The sequence below is a fragment of the Sphingomonas fucosidasi genome (assembly GCF_036663855.1).
Classification (GTDB): Bacteria; Pseudomonadota; Alphaproteobacteria; order Sphingomonadales; family Sphingomonadaceae; genus Sphingomonas; species Sphingomonas faeni_B.
Genome location: NZ_JAXOJR010000002.1, coordinates 201050 through 225665 on the forward strand (window position 1 = coordinate 201050; position 24616 = coordinate 225665).

A 24616-nucleotide genomic window follows, 5' to 3' on the forward strand; every position below is an offset into this window, starting at 1 on the left:
CGATATGAGAATCGAAACGATCCCGAAACTTTTTAAGCCTAATGATCCACTTACCAAGTTCAAACGCCTGTGGGGGGCCAGACCTATGATCATCACGACACCCGTTTTGCGGGCCGCCGCTTCATGCCTTTTTCTCATGTCGGCACCAGCGTTCGCCGGAGAGGTGCCGGCGTGCGGCACCATCGCCAGCAAACCACGATTGGTCTGCGACGAAGGCGCGTGCATCCGCGTTCCCTTCAAAGACCTGTGCGACGCCGTCCGCGCCTCGTATCCCGCGCGTGTCGTGGATCCAGCCAAGCGCCGCATCGTCCGACCGAGCCGGATCCAACTGAACCCGGTGCGCGACGAACTGACCCTGCTGATCGCCAGCGTCAGCTAGACAATCGCAATGTCGGGCAGCGCGGCGGGCGTCACACCGGCCGGCAGCGGGTACGCTATGGCGAGCACGAACGCTGCACCGGGGATGACGCGGTCGATGCCAGAGATGGACGGCGCGAGCCTGCCATCCGGCAGGATATCGCGCTGCGTCACGCGGTGATCGCGTTCATGCGCGACGATGATCCGGTGCTCGTCCTCGATCAACAGGAAGAACCGTGGCGACTGCCCGCCACTCGCGACATGCTGAAGCAGGGTCGGATGGCCCTGGTCGTCGAGGGCGAAGACCGCAATGCTGTCGTCGCCACGGTTCGAGACATATAGCCGGTCGCCCGCGGCGTTCCCGGCGATGTGCGCGACGATCGACCCGGCCGCAGACTGCGTGCTTTCGGTATCGGGGGCGGTATCGGGGGCGGTATCGGCTGGCAGGGTCGACAGGGTCGCGCGCGCGTGAAACGCCGAACCCGCGACAGTCAGCGTGATCAACTGGTTGGTGAGTTCGCAGGCCAGATAGGCGAGACCCGGTCGTTTCGGGTGGAGGTACAGGTGGCGTGGCCCGGATCCCGGCGGCGCCGCGAACGCGACGATCAGCCGCCCCAGCGTGCCGGTCGCCGCATCGAACGCGAACGCCAGCACCTGATCGGTGCCCAGATCGGTCGCGTACAACCAGCGATTATCCGGACTGAATCCGACCCAGTGCGCGTGCGGCGATTGCTGTCGAGCGGCGTTCGGACCCGATCCGGTGTTTTCACGCACGATCGGCGCATCGACCGGCAAGCCGGTTTCCGGCGCGAGCCGCTGCAGCGATATTCTGCCGCTCGCGTAGTTGGCGACGGCGAGCCAGGACTGGCTGTGATCGAGCGCGATATGGCACGGCGCCGCGCCGCCGACCTGGAACCGCGCGAGACAGTCCCAGGGCATGGCCGCGTCGCCGCGATGCCGGAACACCCCGACCGCCCCGCCCTGCTCGTCGACCAGATAGTGAAGATCGAACCGTGCGGCATGGACGCCGAACGAGCAGTTCTGCGCGAGCGTGAGGGGCGCGTCCACGTCCCAGCCATCGGTCGTGGATCGCAGCGGATACAGGCCCTTCCCACCCCCGCCGGCATAGGTCCCGATCCACAGCGATGCGCGAGGCCGGTCAGGGGGCGTTTCGGGATCATAGCTGGTCATCGCCGCGGCCTTACGCTGTTCCGACCACGACGACAGGGGGAATTGGCCGATTGAGGGTGTTCACTGGTTACGCCGAAGCCCGACCAAGCGCGGTGCTCTCCCGAAATTCGAGAGCGCACCGCGTCTGGTCGGGCCGATCGACAAAACCGCCCGATGGGCCAGTTAGAAGTGGATCTTCACCGACCCCTTGTACGACTGGTTGGAGACGTCCTTGCGCTCGACGGTCGTGTCGGCCCCGATCGACACGTCGACCCGGTCGCCGACCAGCGTCAGCCCGGCGCTGATCTCACCCCAGTTCTTGTCCTGCCCGGCCAGCCCGAACAGCGCGTTCGGTCCGATCCCGCCGACGAAGTTCGCGCCGAACACGCCCGGCGTCGACTGAAAGTCGTGGACGTAGTTCGCCGCTGCATAGGGCCTGATCGAGCCGCCGCCGCTGAGCGACAGGCCAGCGCGTCCCTGCAGGCTGTCGAAGCTCTCGCGATCGACGAACAGGGCCGGTCCGCCGCCATTCTCGACCGACTTGCCGAAGCCGATATGGCTCGCGCGGAGCGAGACACGTGGGCCGACCTTGAGCATCGACAGGTCGAACGCCTTACCGAGGCCGACCTCGCTGACGACGGTCAACGCGTTGTCGGTGCCACGCAGGCGGTAGTTGGTGCCGACGAAGCCGACTGTGCGATCGGTCTTGGCGACGAACGCGCCCGCGCTGAACTGCGTATCGAGGACGATGCCCGATGCGGTCTCAAGCTTGCCGTACAGCGTACCCTGGAACAGTTCGCCGCGTGCGCGCTGTGCGATGCCAGCGGTCGTGCCGTCGGTGTTGGTGTACGAGAACGAGAAGCCGATCACGCCACCCTCGCCCGCCTGCTTCTCCAGACCCGCCGCCGCGAAATACCCGTCGAACTTGTCGTGCCCGCCAAACGGGTTCGTCCCCGGCATCGAACGGCTCTTGCCGTCGATATAGCCGCCGGCGATGAAGCCGCTCATGTCGTCGGGAAGGCGACCCTGCTGCAACACGGTGCCGCTCGAATCGCTCATCGTGTCCTGCCCGCCGGGAAGGTCGCTCGCCATCAGCGACGCGACCTGGACCGGCTTGCCGATCAGTGCGAGCGTGCCGCCGAGGCCGCCACGCGTATCGATCTGCGCGATGTGATCGCGGTAGAAACGCGACATCGTGTCGATCGAGGCGATACCGAGGCTCGATTTGAGCGTTTCGGCCCGCGGCGCGAGACCCTCCAGCGTCGAGCGGATCGTCGCGGCGTTCTGCAGATCCAGCGAACCGTACACCGCACCCAATGCCGCGTAGTTCGACCGGTTCTGGTCGAGCAGTTGCGCATAGGCGCCCTGCACCGGCGTTGCCGCGACGACGTTGCGGTATTGGCCGGCCAGGATCCGCACCTGCACAGCGTTGCTGCTGTAGACATAGCTTGGCGTCAGGATCGCGCTGAGCGGAGTCGCCGCAGCGAACGAACCGCTGATGCCGCCTTGTGCGGTCACGATCGTGTAGAGGTCGTTGTACCGGATCGTCTGGCCCGCGACCGGTGCGAAGCCGACCCGACCGCCGAGGTTGGCAATGCCGTTGGTGGCCACGCCGGCCGCATTGAACGTCGTTGCGACGAAGGCGAGCTTGTCGGAGGTACCGTTCGGCCCGAGATCGACCAGCAGGTTGGTGGCCGAGGCAAGCACGCCGTTGCCCGCGACGGTCAGCGTACCGATCGTCCCCGTGGTACCCGGCGCGATCATGCCCGCGACGCTGGTGAAGAACGGCGTGTTGATCCGGCCCGATCCGGTCAGCAAGCCCGACAGCATGAAGTAATCGCCCGGCGTCGAGATGACGCCATCGTTCTGGACCACACCGGTCACCTGGTTGATCGTCATCAGGCTGGTCAACGACCCCGCCGACGTCACGGCCAGCTTCGCCGTGCTGCCCGCGACCGTGACCTTGTCGACCGTCACTGCGGAGCCAAGCGTGGTCGTACCCGCCGCCGACAGCGTCACGTCGTAATAGCGCGCACTGCGCTGGGTCGTGCGGTCCGGATCGATGTTGTTCGGCACGAAGTTGGTCGCGCCCGGCAGGCCGTTGCCCAGCGTGGGCGACAAGACCGCCAATCCGACCGTGTCGCCGGCCGCCTGTGCGACGTCTTCCGCGCCCGGCAACAGGGTCGCGCTGCCCTTGCCCGAATGCGCGACCGTTTCGAGGATCAGCCCCTCGGCCGCCACGCCCTGCGCCGCCACCTTCGTGGCGACGGCCGCCGCCGCCGGTGCGTCCGCGGTCGTGGTGACGGGAACGCCGTTGATCGACTGGACGCCGGTCTTCACGTCGACGCAATCGGCCTGGAAACAGACCTGGCCGAACTTGTTGTCGTCGCCCGCAATCCCCGCGCCGGTGGTCGTCGGCACGCCGTTGACCAACTGGCCGTCGACGATGATCTGGTAGTTGGGATCGAGCGCGGTCACCCAATGCGACGCGTCGGTCCACTGACCGTCGCCGGCCTTGGTCTGCGCATAACGATACGGGTTGTTCGCGGTGATATAGTCGGAAAACAGGTAGAGCGGCTGGTAGAAGCTTTCGGTGCCGTACGCCCCGAACGGCTGCGCGGCGTAGAACCGGCTACCCCCCGACAGCACGCCGATCACGACCTGCTTGGCAAAGGTCCGATCGAGGATCAACGGTCCGCCGGAATCGCCGCCCGCGGTCGTTCCTTCCTTGGGAAGCGCGTCGTCCTTGAACAGGTTGAAGTCGAACGGGCTGGCCGCTGCGGTACCGCGACGGGGATCGTCGAAATCGAGCTGGTAGAGGTTCTGCGGGAGGCCGCTGGTGGAGCCGAAGAGGAACGCGTCACGATCGTCGAACGAGCCGAGGATGCCGATCGTGTTCTCCGCGATACGACGGCGGAAATCGACGCCGTTGGTATCCCCCGTCAGCGTGCCGCCCTGTCCGTTGCGCCCATAGCCGCTGAGCGTGACGTGATAGCCCGTACCGGTCGTCTCGCTGATCGCGGCGGGTGCCGGCAACGCGGACAGCAGCAGCGCCCAGGTCGGGACGTTGGCCGCCGGCGTGTCCAGCGTCGCGATCGCGACATCGGCCTGGAGGAAGTTCTGCGACAAGCCCAGCTTCAGCGAGTCGGCGTTATAGACGACCTGGTTGACGTTATAGAGAAAGTTGGCGGTGCTGGTCTTGAACTGGTTCGGGTTGGCCGCACCGGTGCCGGTGGTCGCCAGCAGCCATGCGCGGATCGCGGGGAGATTGTCCTGCGCGAACCCGAACGAGATCGGAATCCCGCCGCCCTGCGATCCGTAGGCCCAGGCGTCCTGGGCGCCGGTGCCGGCACCGTTCTCGTTGACGCAATGCGCCGCGAAGATGACGGTACGCGGATTGATCAGCGTCCCCGTGCACAGGCCGAGGCCGCCGCCGCCGGTGGAGATCGCCATTTGGCCGATGCCGTTGACGCCGCCCGCCACGTCCTGCGCGGTGGTCGGCGTACCCGGGGCCGAAATGACGATGTTTGGCGCGTTGACCAGATCGGCCGGGTTGAGCGAGCCGCCATAGCCGATCGTCTCGACGCCGGTCGGACGATCCTGCGCGGTCGCGGCGCCCGGCACGAACGCCGATGCCAGCAACGCCGTGGAAGCCAGCAGACCGGTACGCACGTCGCGCGAAATGGAACGCAGGGATGCGGTGTTCATCGAAAGAATTCCCCCAAGTTGCGCCGAACCGTCTGGACCGTGCGCGATGAGCGAGAGGGTATGCAGCGCATTTCAGGAACGCAACGAACGAACGCTCGATATTCGACGCAATGTAACAATCCGTCACATTTGCGCTAATTATGCCACAGATCAGACAGATGGAGCGATCCGGACGGCCCGAGCGGGTGCCGCGATTCCGCGTGAAACCGCGCGCGCAATCGGCTATGCTCGACCATCGCCTAGCGACGCCCGCGAGCACATGGCGACAGAGAGCCTCGACGCTCCCGCTTGCAGCGCCCGGAGTGCCTGCGATGATGATAGAAACCCGTGACATCGCCTACAGCGTCATGCGCGAGGCGGCCGAACGAACCGCCTGCCGGCTCGCTACGGATCTGGCCACGAAGTCCGCGCATCGGCGATTGGCCGAACGCTATGCCGATCGAGTCTCGAGTCGCGTCAGGCGAACTCCCGAACCCGATTCCGAATGGTGACGCCCAACAGGGCGATGTCCAAGGCGGCCGCGACGGCGGCGTGCGGCGCGACCACGGCGACGCGGCGGTTTTCGACGGGTTCGCACGACGACGCGATTGGTGCGATCATCTTGCCCCCGCACCCTTCCCCGAAGCCCTCCCCCTTGCTAAGGCCCCTCCGGTAACAGCATTTTTCGCTCGGTCCCCGACGCGCCCGCGTGGCCTATATGGCTGCTTTCCCCTCGGCGCCCGGCGGCCCGACGCCCACGGGAAGGACCCCTATGACTGCCATTGGCCAGGATACCCTCAAGACCCGCACCAGCCTGTCGACCGGCGGCAAGTCGTACGACTATTACAGCCTCGCCAAGGCGTCCGAGCAGCTCGGCGACATCAGCCGCCTGCCGTTCTCGATGAAGGTGCTGCTCGAGAACCTGCTCCGCTTCGAGGACGGCGTGACCGTCACGCGCGAGGATATCCAGGCGATCGTCGACTGGCAGAAGGAGCGTCGCAGCGACCGCGAGATCCAGTATCGCCCCGCGCGCGTGCTGATGCAGGACTTCACCGGCGTCCCCTGCGTGGTCGATCTCGCGGCGATGCGCGACGCGATGACCAAGCTCGGCGGCAACCCCGAGAAGATCAACCCGCAGGTCCCCGTCCATCTCGTCATCGATCACTCGGTGATGGTCGACGAGTTCGGCACCCCGCAGGCGTTCCACGACAACGTCGACCTTGAGTACGAGCGCAACATCGAGCGCTACGAGTTTCTGAAGTGGGGCAGCAAGGCGCTCGACAATTTCCAGGTCGTCCCCCCCGGCACCGGCATCTGCCATCAGGTGAACCTCGAATATATCGGTCAGGCCGTATGGTCGTCGGCGTCGTCGGGTGACCACGGCGACGGCACGATGATCGCGTACCCGGACACGCTGGTCGGCACCGACAGCCACACGACGATGATCAACGGTCTGGGCGTGCTCGGCTGGGGCGTCGGCGGGATCGAGGCCGAGGCCGCGATGCTCGGCCAGCCCGTGTCGATGCTGATCCCCGAAGTCGTCGGCTTCAAGCTGACCGGCGCGCTGAACGAGGGCATCACCGCCACCGATCTGGTGCTGACCGTCACGCAGATGCTGCGCGCCAAGGGCGTGGTCGGCCGCTTCGTCGAGTTCTTCGGCCCCGGCCTGTCGTCGATGACGCTCGCCGACCGCGCGACGATCGCCAACATGGCGCCCGAATACGGCGCGACTTGCGGCTTCTTCCCGATCGACGACAAGACGCTCGATTACATGCGCCTCACCGCGCGCTCGGACGAGAATGTCGAGCTGGTCGAGGCCTATGCCAAGGCCAACGGCTTCTGGCGCGACGAGAACGCCGAGGACCCCGTCTTCACCGACACGCTCGAACTCGACATGGGCACCGTCGTCGCGTCGCTCGCCGGCCCGAAGCGCCCGCAGGACCGCGTCAGCCTCAACAAGGTCGACGAGGTGTTCAACAGCGACCTCCACAAGCTGTACCACAAGGAGCAGCCCGCCCGCGTCGCGGTCGAGGGTCGCGAGCATGACATTGGCGACGGCGACGTCGTTATCGCCGCGATCACCAGCTGCACGAATACGTCGAACCCGTCGGTGCTGGTCGCTGCCGGTCTCGTCGCACGGAAGGCGAACGCGCTCGGCCTCAAGTCGAAGCCTTGGGTGAAGACCTCGCTCGCCCCCGGTTCACAGGTCGTCACCGACTATCTCGACAAGGCCGGCCTCACCGCGGACCTGAACGCGCTCGGCTTCAACCTCGTCGGTTATGGCTGCACGACCTGCATCGGCAACTCGGGCCCGCTGGCGCCTGCGATCTCGGCTGCGATCAACGAGAACGACCTCGTCGCCGCGTCGGTCCTGTCGGGCAACCGCAACTTCGAGGGCCGCGTTTCGCCGGACGTCCGCGCCAACTTCCTCGCCAGCCCGCCGCTGGTGGTCGCCTATGCGATCAAGGGCACCGTCACGACCGACATGATCGAGACGCCGCTGGGCCAGGGTTCGGACGGCCAGGACGTGTATCTGCGCGATATCTGGCCGACCAACGAGGAAGTCCGCACGACGATGGACGCCAACATCGACGCCGGCATGTTCGGCGCGCGCTACGGCGACGTCTATGCGGGCGACGCCAAGTGGCGCGAGATCGACGTCACGGGCTCGGACACCTACGCATGGCGCGCTGGCTCGACCTACGTCGCCAACCCGCCGTACTTCGAGGGCCTCAGCATGACGCCGTCGCCGGTGCAGGACATCATCGACGCCAAGCCGCTCGCGATCCTCGGCGACTCGATCACGACCGATCACATCTCGCCCGCCGGTTCGATCAAGGCCGACAGCCCCGCCGGCCGCTTCCTGCAGGAGCATCAGGTCAGCAAGGCGGACTTCAACAGCTATGGCGCACGCCGCGGCAACCATGACGTGATGATGCGCGGCACCTTCGCCAACATCCGCATCAAGAACGAGATGGTCCCCGGCGTCGAAGGCGGCATGTCGAAGTACGACGGCGAGGTCATGGCGATCTACGACGCCGCCATGCGCTTCAAGCAGGACGGCACGCCGCTCGTGATCGTCGCCGGCAAGGAATACGGCACCGGCTCGTCGCGCGACTGGGCGGCGAAGGGCACGAACTTGTTGGGCGTCCGCGCGGTCATCACCGAGAGCTTCGAGCGCATCCACCGCTCGAACCTGGTCGGCATGGGCGTGCTTCCGTTGCAGTTCGCTGAAGGCGTGGACCGCAAGACGCTCGGTCTTGATGGTTCGGAGACGTTCACGATCGTCGACGTCGCGAGCATCCGCCCACGTCAGGACGTCACCGTGAAGATGACCCGCGCCGATGGGTCGAGCGAGACGTTCCAGACCAAGTGCCGGATCGATACCGTCAACGAGCTGGAATATTTCCTCAACGGCGGCATCCTCCACTACGTCCTGCGCAAGCTGGCCGCGTAAGACTGCTAAATCGTCCCGGAGCGATCCGGGACGACGGACGCGTTGCCGTCCAGACCGTTAGCTACCCAAAACGACCGTCATCCCAGCGAAGGCTGTGATATCCCCCGTGAGGCCCACGTCGCCCACCGCGAGGGATATCCCAGCGTTCGCTGGGATGACGTGTTTTGGCGGATGGGTGTGATGGCGGATGACGGAAAGGCGAGATCATCGCCTACCGTCGCCATCTTCGTCTGCCGTCGCCGGCCCTAGCTGGGACGCCGCATATTGGCGGACGACGAAGCGTCCATCATGTTCCCCGCCGTCATTCCAGCGAAAGCTGGCATCTCCCGGTTTGGCGAGGGTCGCGCATTACGAGAGATACCCCAGCTTTCGCTGGGGTGACGGGTATGGCGGATGGGTGTGTCGGCGGATGACGGACAGGCGATACTTTTGCCTTGCCGTCATTCCAGCGGAAGCTGGAATATCCCGGTTTGGCGAACGTCGCGCATTACGAGTGATACCCCAGCTTTCGCTGGGGTGACGGATATGGGGGGCGTGACGGGGAAAGGCAGGCGCGTGGCCCTCGAATGCCATTCGAGCCCTGTCCCTGAACACAAAAAGGCGGGGCGACCGTGATGGTCGCCCCGTAGTTCAGGGAGAAGACCGGGACAGGGGGAGACCCGGTCAAGTCGCCGTCCACAGGGGGAGAGGGAGCGGCGACACACACCCTTTCGTCCCGATATGTTGCAGCGATATGTCGGAATCGACGTGATGATAATTTAATCCGGGGATCGCAGCGTGCACCGGGACGGCAGCGCTACTCCGCCTGCTCCCAACCGCCACCAAGCGCCTTGAACAGCGACACCGTCAGCTGGCGCAACTGCGCGTCGCTCGCGACCAACTGCTCGCGCGCGGCCAAGACATCCGTCTGCGCGTCCAGCAACGTATTCTGCGCCACGAACCCGGTCCGGTACTGCGACTCCGCCGCCTTCGCGCTGCTCTGCGCATCGCCCACCGCGCGTTGCAGCGCGGCGTTGCGACGGCGCTCGGCGGCGATCTGCGCCAGCGGGTCCTCGACATCGCGCAACGCCTGCAACACGGTCGAGCGATAGCGCAGATACGCCTGCTCGCGGTCTTCCTCGCGCGACTTCACGGTCGATTTGCGCCGGCCCCAGTCGAGCAGCGGGAACTGCGCCGCACCGCTCGCGGTCAGCTGGAGGCTGTCCCCTGAAAACAGGTTGCCGAGCGCGGTCGAGATCAGCTGGCTCATGCCGGTGAGGCTGAACTTCGGATACATGTCCGCCACCGCAACGCCGATATCCGCGGTCGAGGCAGCCAGATCGCGTTCGGCCGCCCGCACGTCAGGACGACGGCGCAACAGCTCCGACGGCAGCCCGGCCGGGATCGACGGCACGCCGAGCGGTGCGACCGAAGGTGCGGCCAGTTCGGTCATCAGCGTTGCCGGCGGCTCGCCGAGCAGGATCGCCAGTGCATGCATCCGCACATCGACATCCGCGCGGACCGGTTCGGCGCGCGCTTGAGTCGACGTGACCGAAGCGCGCTGGCGGGTGACGTCGATCGGCGGGACGAGGCCGACCTTGGCGATGTTGCCCGCGATCGTCAGCGCGCGTTGCTGATTGGCGATCTCGCTTTCGATCGTCGCGAGCTGCGCCTGGTCGAGCCGGAGCGCGAAATACGCCTGCGCGACTTCGGCGGCGAGCGTCACCGCAGCGTCGCGCTTCGACCAGACCGCCGCTTCCGTCCGCGCCCGCGCGCCCTCGGTGCTACGCCGGACACCACCGAACAGGTCGAGCTCCCAGCTGGCGTCGAAACCGACCGAATAGGTCGTGATCCCGCTGCCGGGGAGCGCGATGCCGCCGGTCGAGCCGGTACCGCCTGCCCCCGTGCCGCCGCTGAATGCGCGCGCGATCGACGCGAGGCCGGCGTTCTTACTGAACTCGATATGGCTCGGGCTGGCGCTGGCATTGACGCTCGGCAACCCTTGCGAGCGCGCGACGATCTCCTGCAACCGCGCCTGACGCACGCGCGAGGCGGCGATCGCGATGTCGGGATTGCCTTTCAGTGCGCGCTCGACGAGGCCGTCCAGCTGCGGATCGCCGAACGCCGACCACCAGCGGGCTGGGTCGACCGTACCACCAACACTCGCCTGCGGTCCGACGAACGCCGGCGGCACCGCCATCTCGGGCGGCGTGTAATTCGGGCCGACGGTGCACCCCGCGAGCAGGGCTGCGATCGCAACCACCATGAACCGCGCACGCATCAATGCATCCCTCCCGAGGGGGCGCCGCCGGTCTTGCCGGAGCGCATGAATAGAACCAGTGGCGCGACGCACAGCACGACCACCATCATCGCGCGGAACACGTCGAGGAAGGCGAGCATCGTCGCCTGCCGCTGCATCTGGCTGTAGAGCACCGCGAGTGGCGTGGTGGTCGGATCGCCCTGCCCGGCGAACACGCCCGCCGCCTTCTGCATCCAGTCGGTATAGTTCGGATCGAGCGGGTTGAGCGTCTGCGTCAGTTCCGACTGGTGGCGCTGCAACCCGCCGGCGAGCTGGGTCTGCGCGAAACAGATGCCGATCGTGCCGCCGAGATTGCGCGAGACGTTGAGCAGGCTGGAGGCCTGCGCGGTCTGCGTCTGCTTGAGCCCGACATAGGCGATCGCGTTGATCGGCACGAACAGGAACGGCAACGCCATCGCCTGGAACAGCCGTGCGAACGCCGCATCGGAGAACGCGATGTCCGCGCTGAGATGGCTCATGTTCCACAGCGCGAACGCCTGGACGAGCAACGCCGGGAACAGGAGGAAGCGGACGTCGATGACGCCGCTCAGCCGCCCCGCGAACGGGACCATCACGAGCGTCGCCAAGCCGCCTGCGGTCAGCGCGAGGCCGGCATCGAGCGAGCTGTAGCCGAGCACCTGTTGCAGCATTTGCGGAATGAGCTGGGTCGTGCCGAACAGGATCATGCCGGTGACGCCCATGATGCCGATCGTCAGCGCGAAGTTGCGGTTCTTCATCAGCTTGAGGTCGATCACAGGGTCCTTGTGATTGAGCTCCCAGATGACGAGGCTGACCAGCGACACCGCGGCGATGATCGCCGACATCACGATGAAGCCGCTCGCGAACCAATCCTCGCGTTCGCCGCGATCGAAGGTGAGTTCGAGGAACCCAAGTCCCAGCACCACCAGGATGACGCCGATATAGTCGATCGTGAGGCCGTTCTTGAACCGTTCGTCACGGTCCTTCTTCACTTGCGCCGGTTCGTCGACGAACGTCTCGACCAGGAACCAGGCGAGGATGCCGACCGGCACGTTGATCAGGAACACCCAGTGCCAGCTCGAATATTCGACGATATAGCCACCCAGCGTCGGCCCGAGTACCGGGCCGACGACGACGACGATCGCGAACGCGGCGAACGCCATGCCGCGTTGCTTGGGGGGGAAGGTGTCGGCGAGGATCGACTGTTCGACCGGCGCGAGCCCGCCGCCGCCGATGCCCTGCAGCACGCGCGCGACCACCAGCGTGCCGATGTTGGGCGCGAGGCCGCACAGGAGGGAGGCGAACGTGAACAGCGCGATCGACAGCAGGAAATAGCGTTTCCGGCCGATCGCGTCGCTGAGCCAGCCCGAGATCGGGATGACGATCGCGTTGGCGACGAGATAGCTGGTCAGCACCCACGTCGCCTGATCGGTGGTGATCGACAGCCCGCCCGAGATATGATCGAGCGCGACGTTGGCGATCGAGGTGTCGAGCACCTCCATGAAGGTCGGGATCGAGATGATCGCGACGATCAGCCACGGGCTGTACTTGCCCGCCGCCGACCGGCTCGGCGACCAGGTATGGCCGCCGCCCGCGTCCGCCTTCGCCCCAGTTTTTCGAGCGGGCGCCTTTGCCACCTCAGCGCACCTTGACGGTCGGCACCACCGACATGCCGGGACCGATCGGATAGCGCTTCGGATCGGGGCCGTTCTTCGCGTCGAACACGATCCGCACGGGCACGCGCTGGACGACCTTAACGTAATTGCCGGTCGCGTTCTGCGGGGGGAGCAAGGCGAACGCCTGGCCTGCGCCACGCTGGATCGAGTCGACATGACCCTTAAAGTCGACACCGGGATACGCGTCGACATGGATGTCGACGGGCTGGCCGATCTTCATCAGCGTGAGCTGCGTTTCCTTGAAGTTGGCGGTCACCCACATCTGGTCGGGGACGATCGCCATCAGCTGCGTGCCGGGCGCGACGTACGAGCCGATATTGACCGAGCGGTTGACGACCTGCCCTGCGACCGGTGCGGTCAGGCGGAGATCGCTGATGCTGACATTGGCCTGATCGACCAGCGCACGCTTGGCGTCGATCACCGACTTCGCGGCGCCGACCTGCTTGCGCGCGACGCTGATCTGGGCGGTAGCGGTGTCGATCTGCTCGCGGGCGGCGGCGGCATCGGCGGCGGTCTGGCGCGCGGTGGCGCGCGCCTGATCGAGCTGCTGGCCCGCGACCGCGCTCGGATCGAGCCGGAGCAGAGCCTCATAACGCGCGAGATCCTGCTGGGCCTTGACCGCGGCCGCCATCGGCACGCGCGCCTGGGCCGCGGCCTGCTGGCGTTGCGCCTCGGCGGCGGTGACCTGCGCCTGCGCCTGCGCGAACTGAGCGCGCGCCTGCGATTCATTCGCCTGCGCCTCGGCGACCTGCGCGTCGCGGCCGGATGCCTTGATGACGGCGAGCAAGCGGCCGGCCTCGACGTGGCGGTTGTCGATGTCCGCGACCTGGACCAGCGTGCCCGCGACCTGCGGCGCAAGGCGGACGATGTGCGTGTCGACGAACGCGTTGTCGGTCGATTCGAACTGCCGTGCGTGCAGCCAGTAGAGCACGCCGCCGATGATCAGCCCGCCGACGACGATGACGAGGATGATCCAGAACAGCGGCTTCTTGAACACCGACGGCTTCTTGTCGTCGTCGGATTCGTCCTGCCGGTCCGTGTCGGACTGCTGATCCTCGCCGTTCGGGTCGGACTTACGATCCTCATCGTCGTGATCGGTGTCGGAGTGGTTCGTCTGGTCGGTCATGCCTGGCCCTGTTCTTCAGCACGCATCGAATCGAGAATGGCGTCGATATTGGCGTCGATCCGCGCCTTGATATCGTCGATGTCGGAGGGCTCGAGCGTGTCGCGCTCGAGCAGTTTGAGGCAGGTCGCGCGGCTTGCGCGCAACGTCAGTACCTGCCCCATCAAGGTGATCGTCGCGATCCTGCCGGTACGGATCTCGGCACAGCCGGTGGCGATGCAGACGAGGTCGGCGAGCTTGCGCACCATCTGCCCCATCACGCCGCCATAGATGCGCTCGAACGCCTCGCCCGGCTTCATCTGTTCGCGCAGCACGAACAGCGTCCAGTCGGCGCTTTCGTTGCTGGCCATCTTGTCCGCGAGTCGCCCGAAGATGCGGTGGATCTGGGCGCGGGCTTCGCCAATGTCGGCCGCGGCGAGATCATGCGACAATTCGGACGGGTCGCCCATCACGGCGGACATGCGTTCGGCGATCCGGTCGGCCGCCGCGAGGTACAGGCCCTCCTTGCCGCCGTAATGATAGGTGATCGACGACATCGCGGTGCCAGCCGCAGCGGCGATCCCGCGCGTGCTCGCCCCCTCGAGCCCCTTGGTGCCGAATTCGCTGATCGCGATGTCTAGGAGTCGAGACTGGACCACGCGGCTCGTTTAGTTCGATCGAACGAATGAGCCAAATGAAGAAGATGTCATGTTACGCGAGAGTCGGTGGGTCGGTGGGTCGGCTTGTCACGCTGATCATCCCGCAATCACTCCGTCATCCTGACGAAAGTCAGGACCCAGAGTAACGGGCGTTGCACTGCATGGCTCTGGGTCCTGACTTTCGTCAGGATGACGGGCGATGTTTGACGGCCTATCGCGCTAATCGGGAGGCCAAACCGGTGCCAGAAACAGCAACGCCGGCCCCTTCGTGCAAAGGGACCGGCGTAAATCTGGTGGGCGCGGCTGGGATTGAACCAGCGACCCCACCCGTGTGAAGGGTGTGCTCTACCACTGAGCTACGCGCCCGAAACTGGTTCGGAAGCGGGCCTTTAGGCAGACCCCGTCCACCTGTCCAGCCCTTTCGATGGCGATCCCTTCGATCCTCCCCCGCGAGGGGGAGGTGGCGCCGAAGGCGACGGAGGGGGAGGACCACGCAACGAAGGGTGTCGCTTACCGCCCCCTCCGTCAGGCTACCGCCTGCCACCTCCCCCTGGCGGGGGAGGATTGAAAGCTTGCTAGTTGACCGCGTCCTTCAGGCCCTTGCCGGCCTTGAACTTGGGTTGGGTCGAGGCCTTGATCGTCATCGGCTCACCGGTACGGGGATTGCGGCCGGTCGATGCCTTGCGCTTCGAGATCGAGAACGTGCCAAAACCGACCAGGCGAACTTCGTCGCCCTTCTTCAGCGATGCTTCGATCGCCTCGAATACCGCCTCGACCGCCTTGATCGCGTCGGCCTTTACGAGCCCGGACGTGTCGGCGACCGTTGCGATCAGCTCCTGCTTGTTCATCTGTATCCCCCGGAAAACTAGAATCGGCCGCAATGGACTCGCAGCCGCAGTCAGCGCGCAATAATGCGGCGGCTTCGCTTTGTGTCAAACGAAACCGCCGCGTTTAGTCTTTTAGGACCAACGTAGATCAGTGGTGCAGGCCACCCCCGACCGGCGCGATCGGCGCCGGTGGCAGTGCCGCCAGTTCGTCCGCATCGGTCCACTCGATCGCTTCGAGCGGCTCAGTGAGCGCCAGACGGAGCACCTCGTCGACATGCTTGACCGGGATGATCTTCAGCCCCGCCTTGATGTTGGCCGGGATCTCCGCGAGGTCCTTCTCGTTCTCGGCCGGGATCAGCACCGTCTCGATCCCGCCCCGCAGCGCCGCCAGCAGCTTCTCCTTGAGCCCACCGATCGGTAGCACGCGACCACGCAGCGTGACCTCGCCGGTCATCGCCACCTCGCGCCGGATCGGCACGCCGGTCAGCGTCGAGACGATCGACGTGACCATGCCGATCCCCGCCGACGGACCATCCTTCGGCACCGCACCCTCGGGCAGATGGATGTGGATGTCCTTGCGCGCGAACAGGCTCGGCTTGATCCCGTAGCTGGGCGCACGGGCCTTCACATAGCTGAACGCGGTCTCGATCGATTCCTTCATCACGTCGCCGAGCGTACCGGTGAGCTTGGCCTGGCCCTTGCCCGCGACCGTCACGCTCTCGATCGTCAGCAGCTCGCCGCCGACCTCGGTCCAGGCGAGCCCGGTGACCGCACCGATCTGGTTCTCGGTCTCGCTGAGGCCGTGGCGATACTTCTGCACGCCAGCATAGTCGCCGACGTTCTCGGGCGTGATCGTGACGCTGGTGGTCTTGTTCTCGAGGATCTGGCGCAGCGCCTTGCGGCACAGCTTGGCGATCTCGCGCTCGAGCGTACGCACGCCAGCTTCGCGCGTGTATTGCTGGATCAGCGTGCGCAGGCCTTCCTGCGTCAGCGTGAACTCGCCCGGCTTCAGGCCGTGCGCCTCGATCTGCTTCTCGACCAGGTGACGCTCGGCGATCTCGACCTTCTCGTCCTCGGTATAGCCCTCCAGGCGGATGATCTCCATCCGGTCTAGCAGCGCCTGCGGCAGGTTGAGCGAGTTCGCGGTGCACACGAACATCACGTCCGACAGGTCGATGTCGACCTCCAGGTAATGATCCTGGAACTTGCCGTTCTGTTCGGGGTCGAGGACCTCCAGCAGCGCCGAGGCCGGATCGCCGCGGAAGTCCTGGCCGAGCTTGTCGATCTCGTCGAGCAGGAACAGCGGGTTCGACGTGCCGGCCTTTTTCAGGTTCGAGACGATCTTGCCCGGCATTGAGCCGATATAGGTGCGGCGATGGCCGCGGATCTCGGCTTCGTCACGCACGCCGCCGAGCGACTGGCGGATGAACTCGCGCCCGGTCGCCTTGGCGATCGACTTGCCGAGCGAGGTCTTGCCGACGCCTGGAGGGCCGACGAGGCACAGGATCGGCCCCTTCAGCTTGTTGGTGCGCGCCTGCACGGCGAGATACTCGACGATCCGGTCCTTGACCTTCTCGAGCGCGTAATGATCCTCGTCCAGCGTCACCTGTGCGGCGGCGATGTCCTTCTTGATCTTCGACTTCTTGCCCCAGGGGAGCCCGAGCAGCACGTCGAGATAATTGCGCACGACGGTCGCCTCGGCGCTCATCGGTGCCATCGTCTTGAGCTTCTTCAGCTCGGACGTCGCCTTGCCGCGCGCTTCCTTGCTCATCTTGAGCGTCGCGATCTTCTGCGTCAGTTCGGCGATCTCGTCGCCTTCACCCTCGCCATCCTCGTTGCCGAGCTCGCGCTGGATCGCCTTCAACTGCTCGTTGAGGTAATATTCGCGCTGCGTCTTCTCCATCTGGCGCTTGACGCGACTCTTGATCTTCTTCTCGACCTGCAGGACGCCCAGCTCGCCCTCCATCGCCGTCATCGCCATTTCGAGGCGCTTCGACGGGTTGGTCTCGATCAGCATCGCCTGCTTTTCGGCGACCTTGATCTGGACGTTGGCGATCACCGCATCGGAAAGCTTCGACGGCTCGTCGATCTCCGACAGCTGCACCGTCGTTTCAGACGAGAGCTTGCGGTTGAGCTTGGCGTAATTCTCGAACTGCTCGACGACGGAGCGCATCAGCGCGGTAACCTCGGGGCCCTCGACCTCGGCGTCGGCGACCGTCTCGACCGTGGCGGTCAGGAACTCGCCGCTCTCGTCCAGCGTCTCCAGCGTCGCGCGCTGCTTGCCCTCGACCAGCACGCGAACGGTGCCGTCGGGCAGCTTCAACAGCTGCAGGACGGTCGCGGTGACGCCCATCGAATACAGGTCGTCGCGTGCGGGATCGTCCTCGGCGGGATCGACCTGCGCGACGAGATAGATCTCCTTGTCCGCCGCCATCGCCGCTTCGAGCGCGGCAACGGACTTATCGCGGCCGACGAACAGCGGCACGATCATGTGCGGGAAGACGACGATGTCGCGAAGGGGAAGGACGGGGTACTGGGTCATGAACGCTCCGGTGGGTGCCTGCATGGGGGCATAGTCTGTAGCTTATATGGTGAGGATGAAGCGTCCATCAATTGGTTGGCGGTGGTTAGGGGTTTTCGCGCGTTGTCCAAGCGCCAGCGGTTCTCCTGCGAACGCAGGAGTCCAGGGTAACGAGCGGCGGTATTCGTGATCCTGGGCTCCTGCGTTCGCAGGAGAAACGAAGGTACCGGATCGCACTTGTATGCGAGCCGCCCAAGCGCGAGAACGCGACATGATCTTGCGTTTTCTTCTCGCCGCAAGCGCCACCGCGCTCCTCGCCGCCGCGCCACTTCCCAAAAAGGGCGAGCCCGCGATTACTGCGCAGACGCAGCGCTCAGGCGGAATGCTAACTCCCGAGCAGACCGCGCTGCGCTTCGACAGCGCCGATCTCGCGTTCGAGGTGTTGCCCGAGATGGAAAGCCTGAACGGCGTGGCGACCTTGGTCTTCACCGCGAAAGCCCCCCTCACCCGGCTGCCGATCGACCTCGACCGCAACCTGCCTGTCAGCGCGATCGCGATCGACGGCGTGCCGCTCGCCCCCTCGGCGTGGAGCAATCCCGAAGGCCGGCTGACGATCACGCTGCCGAAACCCGTTGCGGCCGGCGAGAAGGTCACCGCCAAAATCACCTATGGCGGCACGCCGCACGTCGCGGTGAAGGCGCCGTGGGACGACGGGATGGTCTGGTCGAAGACGCCCGATGGCCGGACCTGGTTCGCGACGACCGCGGAAGGCTATGGCTGCGACCTGTTCTGGCCGTGCCTCGACTTCCCGACCGGCGAGCCCGCGCTGGTCACGCTCCACATCACCGTGCCGAAGGGATTGAAGGCGCCGTCGAACGGCGTGCTGCTCAGCGTCGATACGCTAGCGGATGGCCGGACGACGTGGAACTGGCGTGCCAAGCATCCCAACACCTATGGTATCGCGCTCAACGTCGGGCCGTACGAGGAGATCAGCGGCATGTACAAGAGCCGCTACGGCAACAGCATTCCGATGTATTACTGGTATTTGCCGGGCGAGAAGGCGCAGGCCGAAAAGCTGTTCGCCGAGTTCGCGCCGACGCTCGATTTCTTCGAGAGCATGATCGGCCCCTACCCGTTCGGCGACGAGAAGCTCGGCGTGGTCGAGACGCCGCACAAGGGCATGGAGCACCAGACGATCAACGCCTACGGCAACGGCTACGAAAAGGCCCCGGAAGGGTTCGACTGGCTGTTCCAGCACGAGTTCGCACACGAGTGGTTCGGCAACCAGCTGACCGCCGCCAACTGGGACGATTACTGGCTGCACGAGGGGTATGGCACCTACATGCAGCCGCTATACGGCCAGTGGCGCGAGGGGCGTGCGCGCTATGCGGCGATGATGCAGACCGAGCGCGCGTCGATCATGAACCGCAAGCCGATCACGCAGCAGCGCGTCACTACCGAGGAGGAGGTGTACGAACTCGACAAGGGCGGGGCTGGGCAGGACATCTATTACAAGGGCTCGTGGATGCTCCACACGCTGCGGGGGCTGATCGGCGACAGGGCGTTCTTCGATGTCACGCGGCTGGCGGTTTACGGGCGCGGGGATCCGAAGCCGGGGAATTTCGCGCCGCGGTTCGGGTCGACCAAGGAGTATGAGGCGCTCGTCCGGAAGGTGACGGGGAAGGATTATACGTGGTTCTTCGACGTGTATCTCCGTCAGGCGGCGCTGCCCGAACTGATCGAGACGCGGACCGCGAACACGCTCGCGCTGGTGTGGAAGGTGCCCGGTAACGGCCCCTTCCCGCTGCCGGTGCAGGTGGAGATCGATGGGAAGACGCGGACGCTGCCGATGACGGACGGGAGGGCGACAGTGTCGGTCCCGGCTGGCGCGCATGTCGTGATCGATCCGGACGCGCTGGTTCTGCGGCGTAGCGTCGCGCTCGAAGACGTGGCCGCCTGGAAAGCTGCTCAAGCTGCGAAGGCCAAGCCCCAATGACCGACCCATCCCTGTTCTCCCGCGAAGGCGGGGGGCCAGGAGCCACGAACGCCGCTGCCCGCGACCCTGGACTCCCGCCTTCGCGGGAGAACGGGCCTTGGGGATCTCGCGCTGCGGAGATGGCGGCGATCTTCATGGTTGGGGATGGCCTGATCGGCCTGATCCAGCCACGCCGGCACGTCGATCTCTGGAAGGACGACGCGCTCGGGACCGAGAAGCTCGTCGCGCCGTTCGTCGATCGCCCCGGTCGGCGGCGTCTTTATGCGGTGGTACAGATCGCTGCCGGTCTTGCCTTGGCGGCGCGGCAGAAGCGATGAAGGCGGCGGGCTGGGTTCTGCTGGCGCTCGCGCTGGCCGGATGCGGGTCGGGTCCTGATGCCGCGAGCGACCGGATCGCCGACGGCAAGCGCGTGTTCCGGCGCTGCACCGCGTGTCACACGATCGGCCAATATGCGACCGACACCGACGGGCCTAATCTATACGGGGTGATGGGCGGCCCGGTTGGCGAGCGGCGTACGCGCTTCTCGTATACCGCCGGACTGAAAGCGCTCGGCGGCACATGGGACGCCGAGCGCATGGATCGATGGCTCGCCAATCCGCGGCGGATGGTGCCCGGTACCACGATGGGGTTCGCGGGCCTGTCCGACCCGAAGGACCGCGCCGACGTCATCGCCTATCTGTCGACGCAAGGCCCGTGAGTTTACGGCACCACCGTCGTGAACAGGTAGGCGGCGAAGATCACGAGGTGGACGACGCCCTGCAACACTGTCGTCCGCCCGGTGCCGAGCGACAGTGTCGCCACGAACAGCGACAGCGCGAGCAGCGTCATGCTCTTCGCATCGATGCCGAGCGCGATCGGCAGGTCGAGCACTAGCGACACGATCGCCACGCTCGGGATCGTCAGGCCGATGGTGGCCAGCGCAGAACCGAGCGCGAGGTTGAGGCTGGTCTGCAGCCTGTTGCGCCGTGCGGACTTGTACGCGGCGAGACTTTCGGGCGCGAGCACCAGCGCGGCGATTACGACACCGACCACGGTCAGTGGCAGGCCAGCGCCGAGCACCGCGGCCTCGATCGTCGGCGACAGCGTCTTGGCAAGCAGCACCACCGAGACCAGCGCGACCAGCAACGCCGCAAACGCGATTCCCGTCGCGCGCGCCGATGGCGGCGCGGCGTGATCGTCCTTGTCGTCGGTCGAGGGCAGGAAATAATCGCGGTGGCGCACCGTCTGCACCAGCACGAACGTACCGTAGAGGATCAGCGACACCACCGCGACGAACATCAGTTGCGACGCCGCGTAGGTCGGCCCGGACGTTGACGACGTATAATTTGGCAGGATCAGCGACAGAACCGCCATAGCCGCCAGCACGCCTAACGCCGCGGTCATGCCCTTGAGCGTGAACCGCTGCTCGTGATGCCGTACCGCGCCCGCGAGCAGGCAGATACCGATGATGAAGTTGAGGATGATCATGATCGCCGCGAACACCGTGTCGCGCGCAAGCGTGGTCGCGTCGCCCGCGTTGGAGAGCATCAGCGAGACGATCAGCGATACCTCGATCACGGTGACGGCGATCGCGAGGACGAGCGTCCCGAACGGTTCGCCGACCTTGTGCGCGATCACCTCCGCATGATGCACCGCGGCGAGTACGCTGCCGATCAGGACGATCACGGCGGCGGCCGTGCCGAGCGTGCCCATCTTGGCAAGCCCGACGAGAACCGCGACGAGGCCGAGAACCGGGGCGATCAGCGTCCAGATCGGAAGGGCCATGCGGTCCGGCATTGTTTCTACCACGTGTTCGTTCGGTCGGTCGGCCACTTCGATCGTCATGCATGCTCCCTCGTTCCACTTGGACAACGAATGCGTGAGGGGACGATAAGGGTCCGAGTCGGAGCGATTGCGGCGGGGTGAGGATCGGCTAGGTTGCGGCGATGCTGGCGCCCGATCTTCACAAAACGCTGGTGATGGTGGCGGAGGCGATGCGGGATGCGCGGGACCAGTGGTGGGTCATTTCCAGCGCGGCGGTGGCGCTTCACGGGGTGACGCCGATCGAGGTTGGCGATGTCGATGTTGTTATGAGCGTTGGCGATGCCCGGCGACTGATGGATGAGCTCGACATCACTCCGATCGAGGACGGCGTGAGTTCGCTCTTTCGATCGACACTGTTCGGACGGTGGGAGACGCCACCTCTGGTCGTCGAGATCATGGCGGGGTTTCATGTTGCGACGGCGGCTGGGTGGACGGAGCTTTTGCCGAGGACGCGCGTGCCTGTCCTCGTCGAGGGGTCCGTCGTTTACGTGCCTGAGCGAGAGGAGCTAGCCGGAATGCTCAGGCTGTTCGGGCGCCCAAAGGATCTGGAGCGGGTTCGGCTTTTGGCTTCTTAAGATAGCGTCGGAGCCGCTCTCACCGTTCCCCTGACGATGGGTGACGACCGAGAGGTCGATCAGGCCCATCGAGAAATCCTCCCCTGCAAGGGGAGGTGGCAGCGCAGGGCGCTGACGGAGGGGTGACCCGCTCACGATAGGCCATCACCCCTCCGTCGCTTCGCGCCACCTCCCCTTGCAGGGGAGGATCGAAGCGATCTCCGCCGGGCCGATGCCGACCGTCATCCTGACGAAAGTCAGGATCCGGGGTTACAAAGCGCAGGTCTTCTTGGCTCTGGGTCCTGACTTTCGTCAGGATGACGGACCGGCTTTTATGGGCGAGCTTCACCCCAACGGGTGGGGCGTTTGCGTACCGAACGCTCTCACCAAAACCGAAAAAAGGCGCCGATCGCTCGACGCCCTTTTCCTTATCTCAAACGAGCAAAGCCTTAAGCAGCGTCGCCGGTCTTCTTCTTCTCCGCATAAACCCGGATCGGTTCCTTGCGGCCTTCGATCACGTCCTTGTCGATCATCACCTCGTCGACGCCGTCCATGCCGGGCAGGTCGAACATCGTGTCGAGCAGGATGCTCTCCAGGATCGAGCGAAGCCCGCGCGCGCCGGTCTTGCGTTCGATGCCCTTCTTGGCGACCGACACCAGCGCGTCGTCGGTGAAGCCGAGTGCCACGTCCTCCATCTCGAACAGCTTCTGGTACTGCTTGACCAGTGCGTTCTTCGGCTCCTTCAGGATCTTCACCAGCGCGTCGACATCGAGATCCTCGAGCGTCGCGATCACCGGCAGACGACCGACGAACTCGGGGATCAGACCGAACTTCAGCAGGTCCTCGGGCTCGACCGACTTCAGCGTCTCGCCCGTCTTGCGCTCGTCCGGCCCTGCGACATACGCGCCGAAGCCGATCGATTTGCCCTGGAGACGATCGCCGATGATCTTCTCGAGACCCGAGAACGCACCGCCGCAGATGAACAGGATGTTGGTCGTGTCCACCTGCAGGAATTCCTGCTGCGGATGCTTACGGCCACCCTGCGGAGGAACCGACGCGGTGGTGCCCTCCATGAGCTTGAGCAACGCCTGCTGCACGCCTTCGCCCGACACATCGCGCGTGATCGAGGGATTCTCGGCCTTGCGCGAGATCTTGTCGATCTCATCGATATAGACGATCCCGCGCTGCGCCCGTTCGACGTTGTAGTCCGACGCCTGGAGCAGCTTGAGGATGATGTTCTCGACGTCCTCGCCAACGTAACCGGCTTCGGTCAGCGTCGTCGCATCGGCCATCGTGAACGGCACGTCGAGAATGCGGGCGAGCGTCTGCGCAAGCAGCGTCTTGCCGCACCCGGTCGGGCCGACGAGCAGGATGTTCGACTTGGACAGCTCGACATCGGCACCCTTGGCACCGTGGTTGAGCCGCTTGTAGTGATTGTGCACCGCCACCGACAGCACGCGCTTGGCGCGCTTCTGGCCAATCACGTAATCGTCGAGGACGTCGCAGATTTCCTGCGGAGTCGGCACGCCGCCGTCCTTCTTGGACACCAATGCCGACTTCGTCTCCTCACGGATGATGTCGTTGCAAAGTTCGACGCACTCGTCGCAGATGAACACGGTTGGACCCGCAATCAGCTTGCGCACCTCATGCTGCGACTTGCCGCAGAACGAGCAATAGAGGGTGCTCTTCGAATCGCCACCGCTCAGCTTCGTCATTCAATCACCTCTCGCGCATGTCGGTGCACGTGCCGTTTCCGGGGCCGCTACCGTAACGCGCCCCGGAGTTCCTTCAATCAAATAAACCCGCTTGGCTTACGATTCGCCTTACGCGGGCCCCGGTTAGGCCGGCTTAGTCGTATCGTCGGCGACGGCGGGACGCTTGTCGAACACCTCGTCGACAAGACCGAAGCTCTTCGCCTCTTCGGCCTCCAGGAACGTGTCGCGGTCCATCTTGCGCTCGATCTCCTCGATCGGCTGGCCGGTGTACTTGGCATACAGCTCGTTCATGCGCTTACGAATCCGCAGGATCTCGCGGGCCTGAATCTCGATGTCGCTGGCCATGCCCTGTGCACCACCCGATGGCTGATGGATCATGATACGCGCGTTGGTCATTGCGACGCGCATACCGGGCTCGCCCGATGCAAGCAGGAAGCTGCCCATCGACGCCGCCTGGCCGACGCAGACCGTGCCGACGCGTGGCCGGATATACTGCATCGTGTCGTGGATCGCCATGCCCGCCGTGACGACGCCGCCCGGCGAGTTGATGTACATGAAGATGTCCTTCTTCGGGTTCTCGGACTCGAGGAAGAGCAGCTGCGCGGTGATCAGCGAGGCCATACCGTCCTCGACGCCACCGGTCACGAAGATGATGCGTTCGCGCAGGAGGCGCGAGAAGATGTCGAACGAACGCTCGCCGCGGTTCGACTGCTCGATGACGATGGGAACCAGGCCTGCTTGCGTCTGCTGCAGGCCGAGCCCGGCGCTGGCCAACGGGCTCGCGAAATCGCCGGTCTCGAACGGATTGTGCATGGAAATCTCTCTTATGCCCCAG

18 protein-coding genes and 1 tRNA gene are annotated in these 24616 nt (G+C 65.3%); 6 read left to right on the forward strand and 13 right to left on the reverse strand.

Going from position 1 to position 24616, the window contains the following annotated elements; genetic code table 11:
- The first annotated feature begins 85 nt into the window (after window positions 1–85).
- Window positions 86–379 (forward strand): hypothetical protein, encoded by a 294-nt coding sequence (locus U1737_RS04420; RefSeq protein ID WP_248521976.1) that lies wholly within the window; start codon window positions 86–88, stop codon window positions 377–379.
- Here the strand turns inward: U1737_RS04420 and U1737_RS04425 are convergent.
- From U1737_RS04425 to U1737_RS04435, 3 genes are all read right to left on the reverse strand, one after another.
- On the reverse strand, window positions 376–1548 hold the full coding sequence (locus U1737_RS04425) for a lactonase family protein (protein ID WP_332795762.1): 1173 nt from the start codon (window positions 1546–1548) through the stop codon (window positions 376–378). The genes U1737_RS04420 and U1737_RS04425 overlap by 4 nt on opposite strands.
- A gap of 162 nt (window positions 1549–1710) precedes the next feature.
- Window positions 1711–5235: an autotransporter domain-containing protein gene (locus tag U1737_RS04430; protein ID WP_332795763.1), complete on the reverse strand. Its 3525-nt coding sequence runs from the start codon at window positions 5233–5235 to the stop codon at window positions 1711–1713.
- Window positions 5236–5691: 456 nt separating this feature from the next.
- Window positions 5692–5835, reverse strand: coding sequence for a hypothetical protein (locus U1737_RS04435; RefSeq protein WP_332795764.1), 144 nt, complete (start codon window positions 5833–5835; stop codon window positions 5692–5694).
- Window positions 5836–5986: 151 nt separating this feature from the next.
- Here U1737_RS04435 and acnA point away from each other — a divergent pair, with 151 nt between their 5' ends.
- Window positions 5987–8671: an aconitate hydratase AcnA gene (gene acnA, locus U1737_RS04440; RefSeq protein ID WP_248521984.1), complete on the forward strand. Its 2685-nt coding sequence runs from the start codon at window positions 5987–5989 to the stop codon at window positions 8669–8671.
- Window positions 8672–9467: 796 nt separating this feature from the next.
- Here the strand turns inward: acnA and U1737_RS04445 are convergent.
- The 7 genes from U1737_RS04445 to lon form a co-directional block, all read right to left on the reverse strand.
- Window positions 9468–10931, reverse strand: a complete 1464-nt coding sequence (locus tag U1737_RS04445; protein WP_332795765.1) for an efflux transporter outer membrane subunit — start codon at window positions 10929–10931, stop codon at window positions 9468–9470.
- Complete coding sequence (locus U1737_RS04450) at window positions 10931–12565, reverse strand: DHA2 family efflux MFS transporter permease subunit (RefSeq protein ID WP_332795766.1); 1635 nt, start codon at window positions 12563–12565, stop codon at window positions 10931–10933. Before U1737_RS04450 ends, U1737_RS04445 begins: the two co-directional genes overlap by 1 nt.
- 1 nt (window position 12566) lies before the next feature.
- Window positions 12567–13730, reverse strand: coding sequence for an HlyD family secretion protein (locus U1737_RS04455; RefSeq protein ID WP_332795767.1), 1164 nt, complete (start codon window positions 13728–13730; stop codon window positions 12567–12569).
- Window positions 13727–14365, reverse strand: coding sequence for a CerR family C-terminal domain-containing protein (locus U1737_RS04460; RefSeq protein ID WP_332795768.1), 639 nt, complete (start codon window positions 14363–14365; stop codon window positions 13727–13729). The genes U1737_RS04455 and U1737_RS04460 overlap by 4 nt, the downstream gene beginning before the upstream one ends.
- Before the next feature lie 291 nt (window positions 14366–14656).
- Window positions 14657–14731 (reverse strand) — tRNA-Val (locus tag U1737_RS04465).
- 209 nt (window positions 14732–14940) lie between these two features.
- Entirely contained in the window at window positions 14941–15213 is a 273-nt protein-coding gene (locus U1737_RS04470; RefSeq protein ID WP_055872709.1) for an HU family DNA-binding protein, read from the reverse strand.
- 127 nt (window positions 15214–15340) lie between these two features.
- Window positions 15341–17734, reverse strand: a complete 2394-nt coding sequence (gene lon / locus U1737_RS04475) for an endopeptidase La (protein ID WP_248521995.1) — start codon at window positions 17732–17734, stop codon at window positions 15341–15343.
- Between the two features lie 250 nt (window positions 17735–17984).
- Here lon and U1737_RS04480 point away from each other — a divergent pair, with 250 nt between their 5' ends.
- The 3 genes from U1737_RS04480 to U1737_RS04490 are packed head-to-tail and all read left to right on the forward strand — an operon-like array spanning window position 17985 to window position 20406.
- On the forward strand, window positions 17985–19709 hold the full coding sequence (locus tag U1737_RS04480; protein ID WP_332795769.1) for a M1 family metallopeptidase: 1725 nt from the start codon (window positions 17985–17987) through the stop codon (window positions 19707–19709).
- Entirely contained in the window at window positions 19706–20026 is a 321-nt protein-coding gene (locus U1737_RS04485; RefSeq protein ID WP_332795770.1) for a hypothetical protein, read from the forward strand. The genes U1737_RS04480 and U1737_RS04485 overlap by 4 nt, the downstream gene beginning before the upstream one ends.
- Window positions 20023–20406, forward strand: coding sequence for a c-type cytochrome (locus U1737_RS04490; protein WP_248522001.1), 384 nt, complete (start codon window positions 20023–20025; stop codon window positions 20404–20406). The genes U1737_RS04485 and U1737_RS04490 overlap by 4 nt, the downstream gene beginning before the upstream one ends.
- Window positions 20407–20408: 2 nt before the next feature.
- Here U1737_RS04490 and U1737_RS04495 read toward each other — a convergent pair whose 3' ends face one another.
- The gene (locus U1737_RS04495; RefSeq protein WP_332795771.1) at window positions 20409–21533 is read right to left on the reverse strand and encodes a calcium:cation antiporter; all 1125 of its coding nucleotides are present in this window, start codon (window positions 21531–21533) and stop codon (window positions 20409–20411) included.
- Window positions 21534–21634: 101 nt separating this feature from the next.
- Here U1737_RS04495 and U1737_RS04500 point away from each other — a divergent pair, with 101 nt between their 5' ends.
- Entirely contained in the window at window positions 21635–22087 is a 453-nt protein-coding gene (locus U1737_RS04500; protein ID WP_332795772.1) for a hypothetical protein, read from the forward strand.
- 428 nt (window positions 22088–22515) lie between these two features.
- On the opposite strand, the gene clpX is transcribed toward U1737_RS04500, so the two are convergent.
- Together clpX and U1737_RS04510 are read right to left on the reverse strand one after the other, a co-directional pair.
- Window positions 22516–23781, reverse strand: coding sequence for an ATP-dependent Clp protease ATP-binding subunit ClpX (gene clpX, locus U1737_RS04505; RefSeq protein ID WP_056048170.1), 1266 nt, complete (start codon window positions 23779–23781; stop codon window positions 22516–22518).
- A 123-nt stretch (window positions 23782–23904) separates the two neighbouring features.
- Complete coding sequence (locus tag U1737_RS04510) at window positions 23905–24594, reverse strand: ATP-dependent Clp protease proteolytic subunit (RefSeq protein ID WP_128453039.1); 690 nt, start codon at window positions 24592–24594, stop codon at window positions 23905–23907.
- Window positions 24595–24616 lie beyond the last annotated feature (22 nt).

Bases quoted from the DNA above. Each gene is read 5' to 3' on its own strand.
- U1737_RS04490 (WP_248522001.1), top strand. From the start codon at position 20,023: ATGAAGGCGGCGGGCTGGGTTCTGCTGGCGCTCGCGCTGGCCGGATGC.
- clpX (WP_056048170.1), bottom strand. From the start codon at position 23,781: ATGACGAAGCTGAGCGGTGGCGATTCGAAGAGCACCCTCTATTGCTCG.
- U1737_RS04425 (WP_332795762.1), bottom strand. From the start codon at position 1,548: ATGACCAGCTATGATCCCGAAACGCCCCCTGACCGGCCTCGCGCATCG.
- U1737_RS04445 (WP_332795765.1), bottom strand. From the start codon at position 10,931: ATGCGTGCGCGGTTCATGGTGGTTGCGATCGCAGCCCTGCTCGCGGGG.
- acnA (WP_248521984.1), top strand. From the start codon at position 5,987: ATGACTGCCATTGGCCAGGATACCCTCAAGACCCGCACCAGCCTGTCG.
- lon (WP_248521995.1), bottom strand. From the start codon at position 17,734: ATGACCCAGTACCCCGTCCTTCCCCTTCGCGACATCGTCGTCTTCCCG.
- U1737_RS04420 (WP_248521976.1), top strand. From the start codon at position 86: ATGATCATCACGACACCCGTTTTGCGGGCCGCCGCTTCATGCCTTTTT.
- U1737_RS04500 (WP_332795772.1), top strand. From the start codon at position 21,635: ATGCTGGCGCCCGATCTTCACAAAACGCTGGTGATGGTGGCGGAGGCG.
- U1737_RS04435 (WP_332795764.1), bottom strand. From the start codon at position 5,835: ATGATCGCACCAATCGCGTCGTCGTGCGAACCCGTCGAAAACCGCCGC.
- U1737_RS04495 (WP_332795771.1), bottom strand. From the start codon at position 21,533: ATGACGATCGAAGTGGCCGACCGACCGAACGAACACGTGGTAGAAACA.
- U1737_RS04455 (WP_332795767.1), bottom strand. From the start codon at position 13,730: ATGACCGACCAGACGAACCACTCCGACACCGATCACGACGATGAGGAT.
- U1737_RS04470 (WP_055872709.1), bottom strand. From the start codon at position 15,213: ATGAACAAGCAGGAGCTGATCGCAACGGTCGCCGACACGTCCGGGCTC.
- U1737_RS04510 (WP_128453039.1), bottom strand. From the start codon at position 24,594: ATGCACAATCCGTTCGAGACCGGCGATTTCGCGAGCCCGTTGGCCAGC.
- U1737_RS04430 (WP_332795763.1), bottom strand. From the start codon at position 5,235: ATGAACACCGCATCCCTGCGTTCCATTTCGCGCGACGTGCGTACCGGT.
- U1737_RS04480 (WP_332795769.1), top strand. From the start codon at position 17,985: ATGATCTTGCGTTTTCTTCTCGCCGCAAGCGCCACCGCGCTCCTCGCC.
- U1737_RS04485 (WP_332795770.1), top strand. From the start codon at position 19,706: ATGACCGACCCATCCCTGTTCTCCCGCGAAGGCGGGGGGCCAGGAGCC.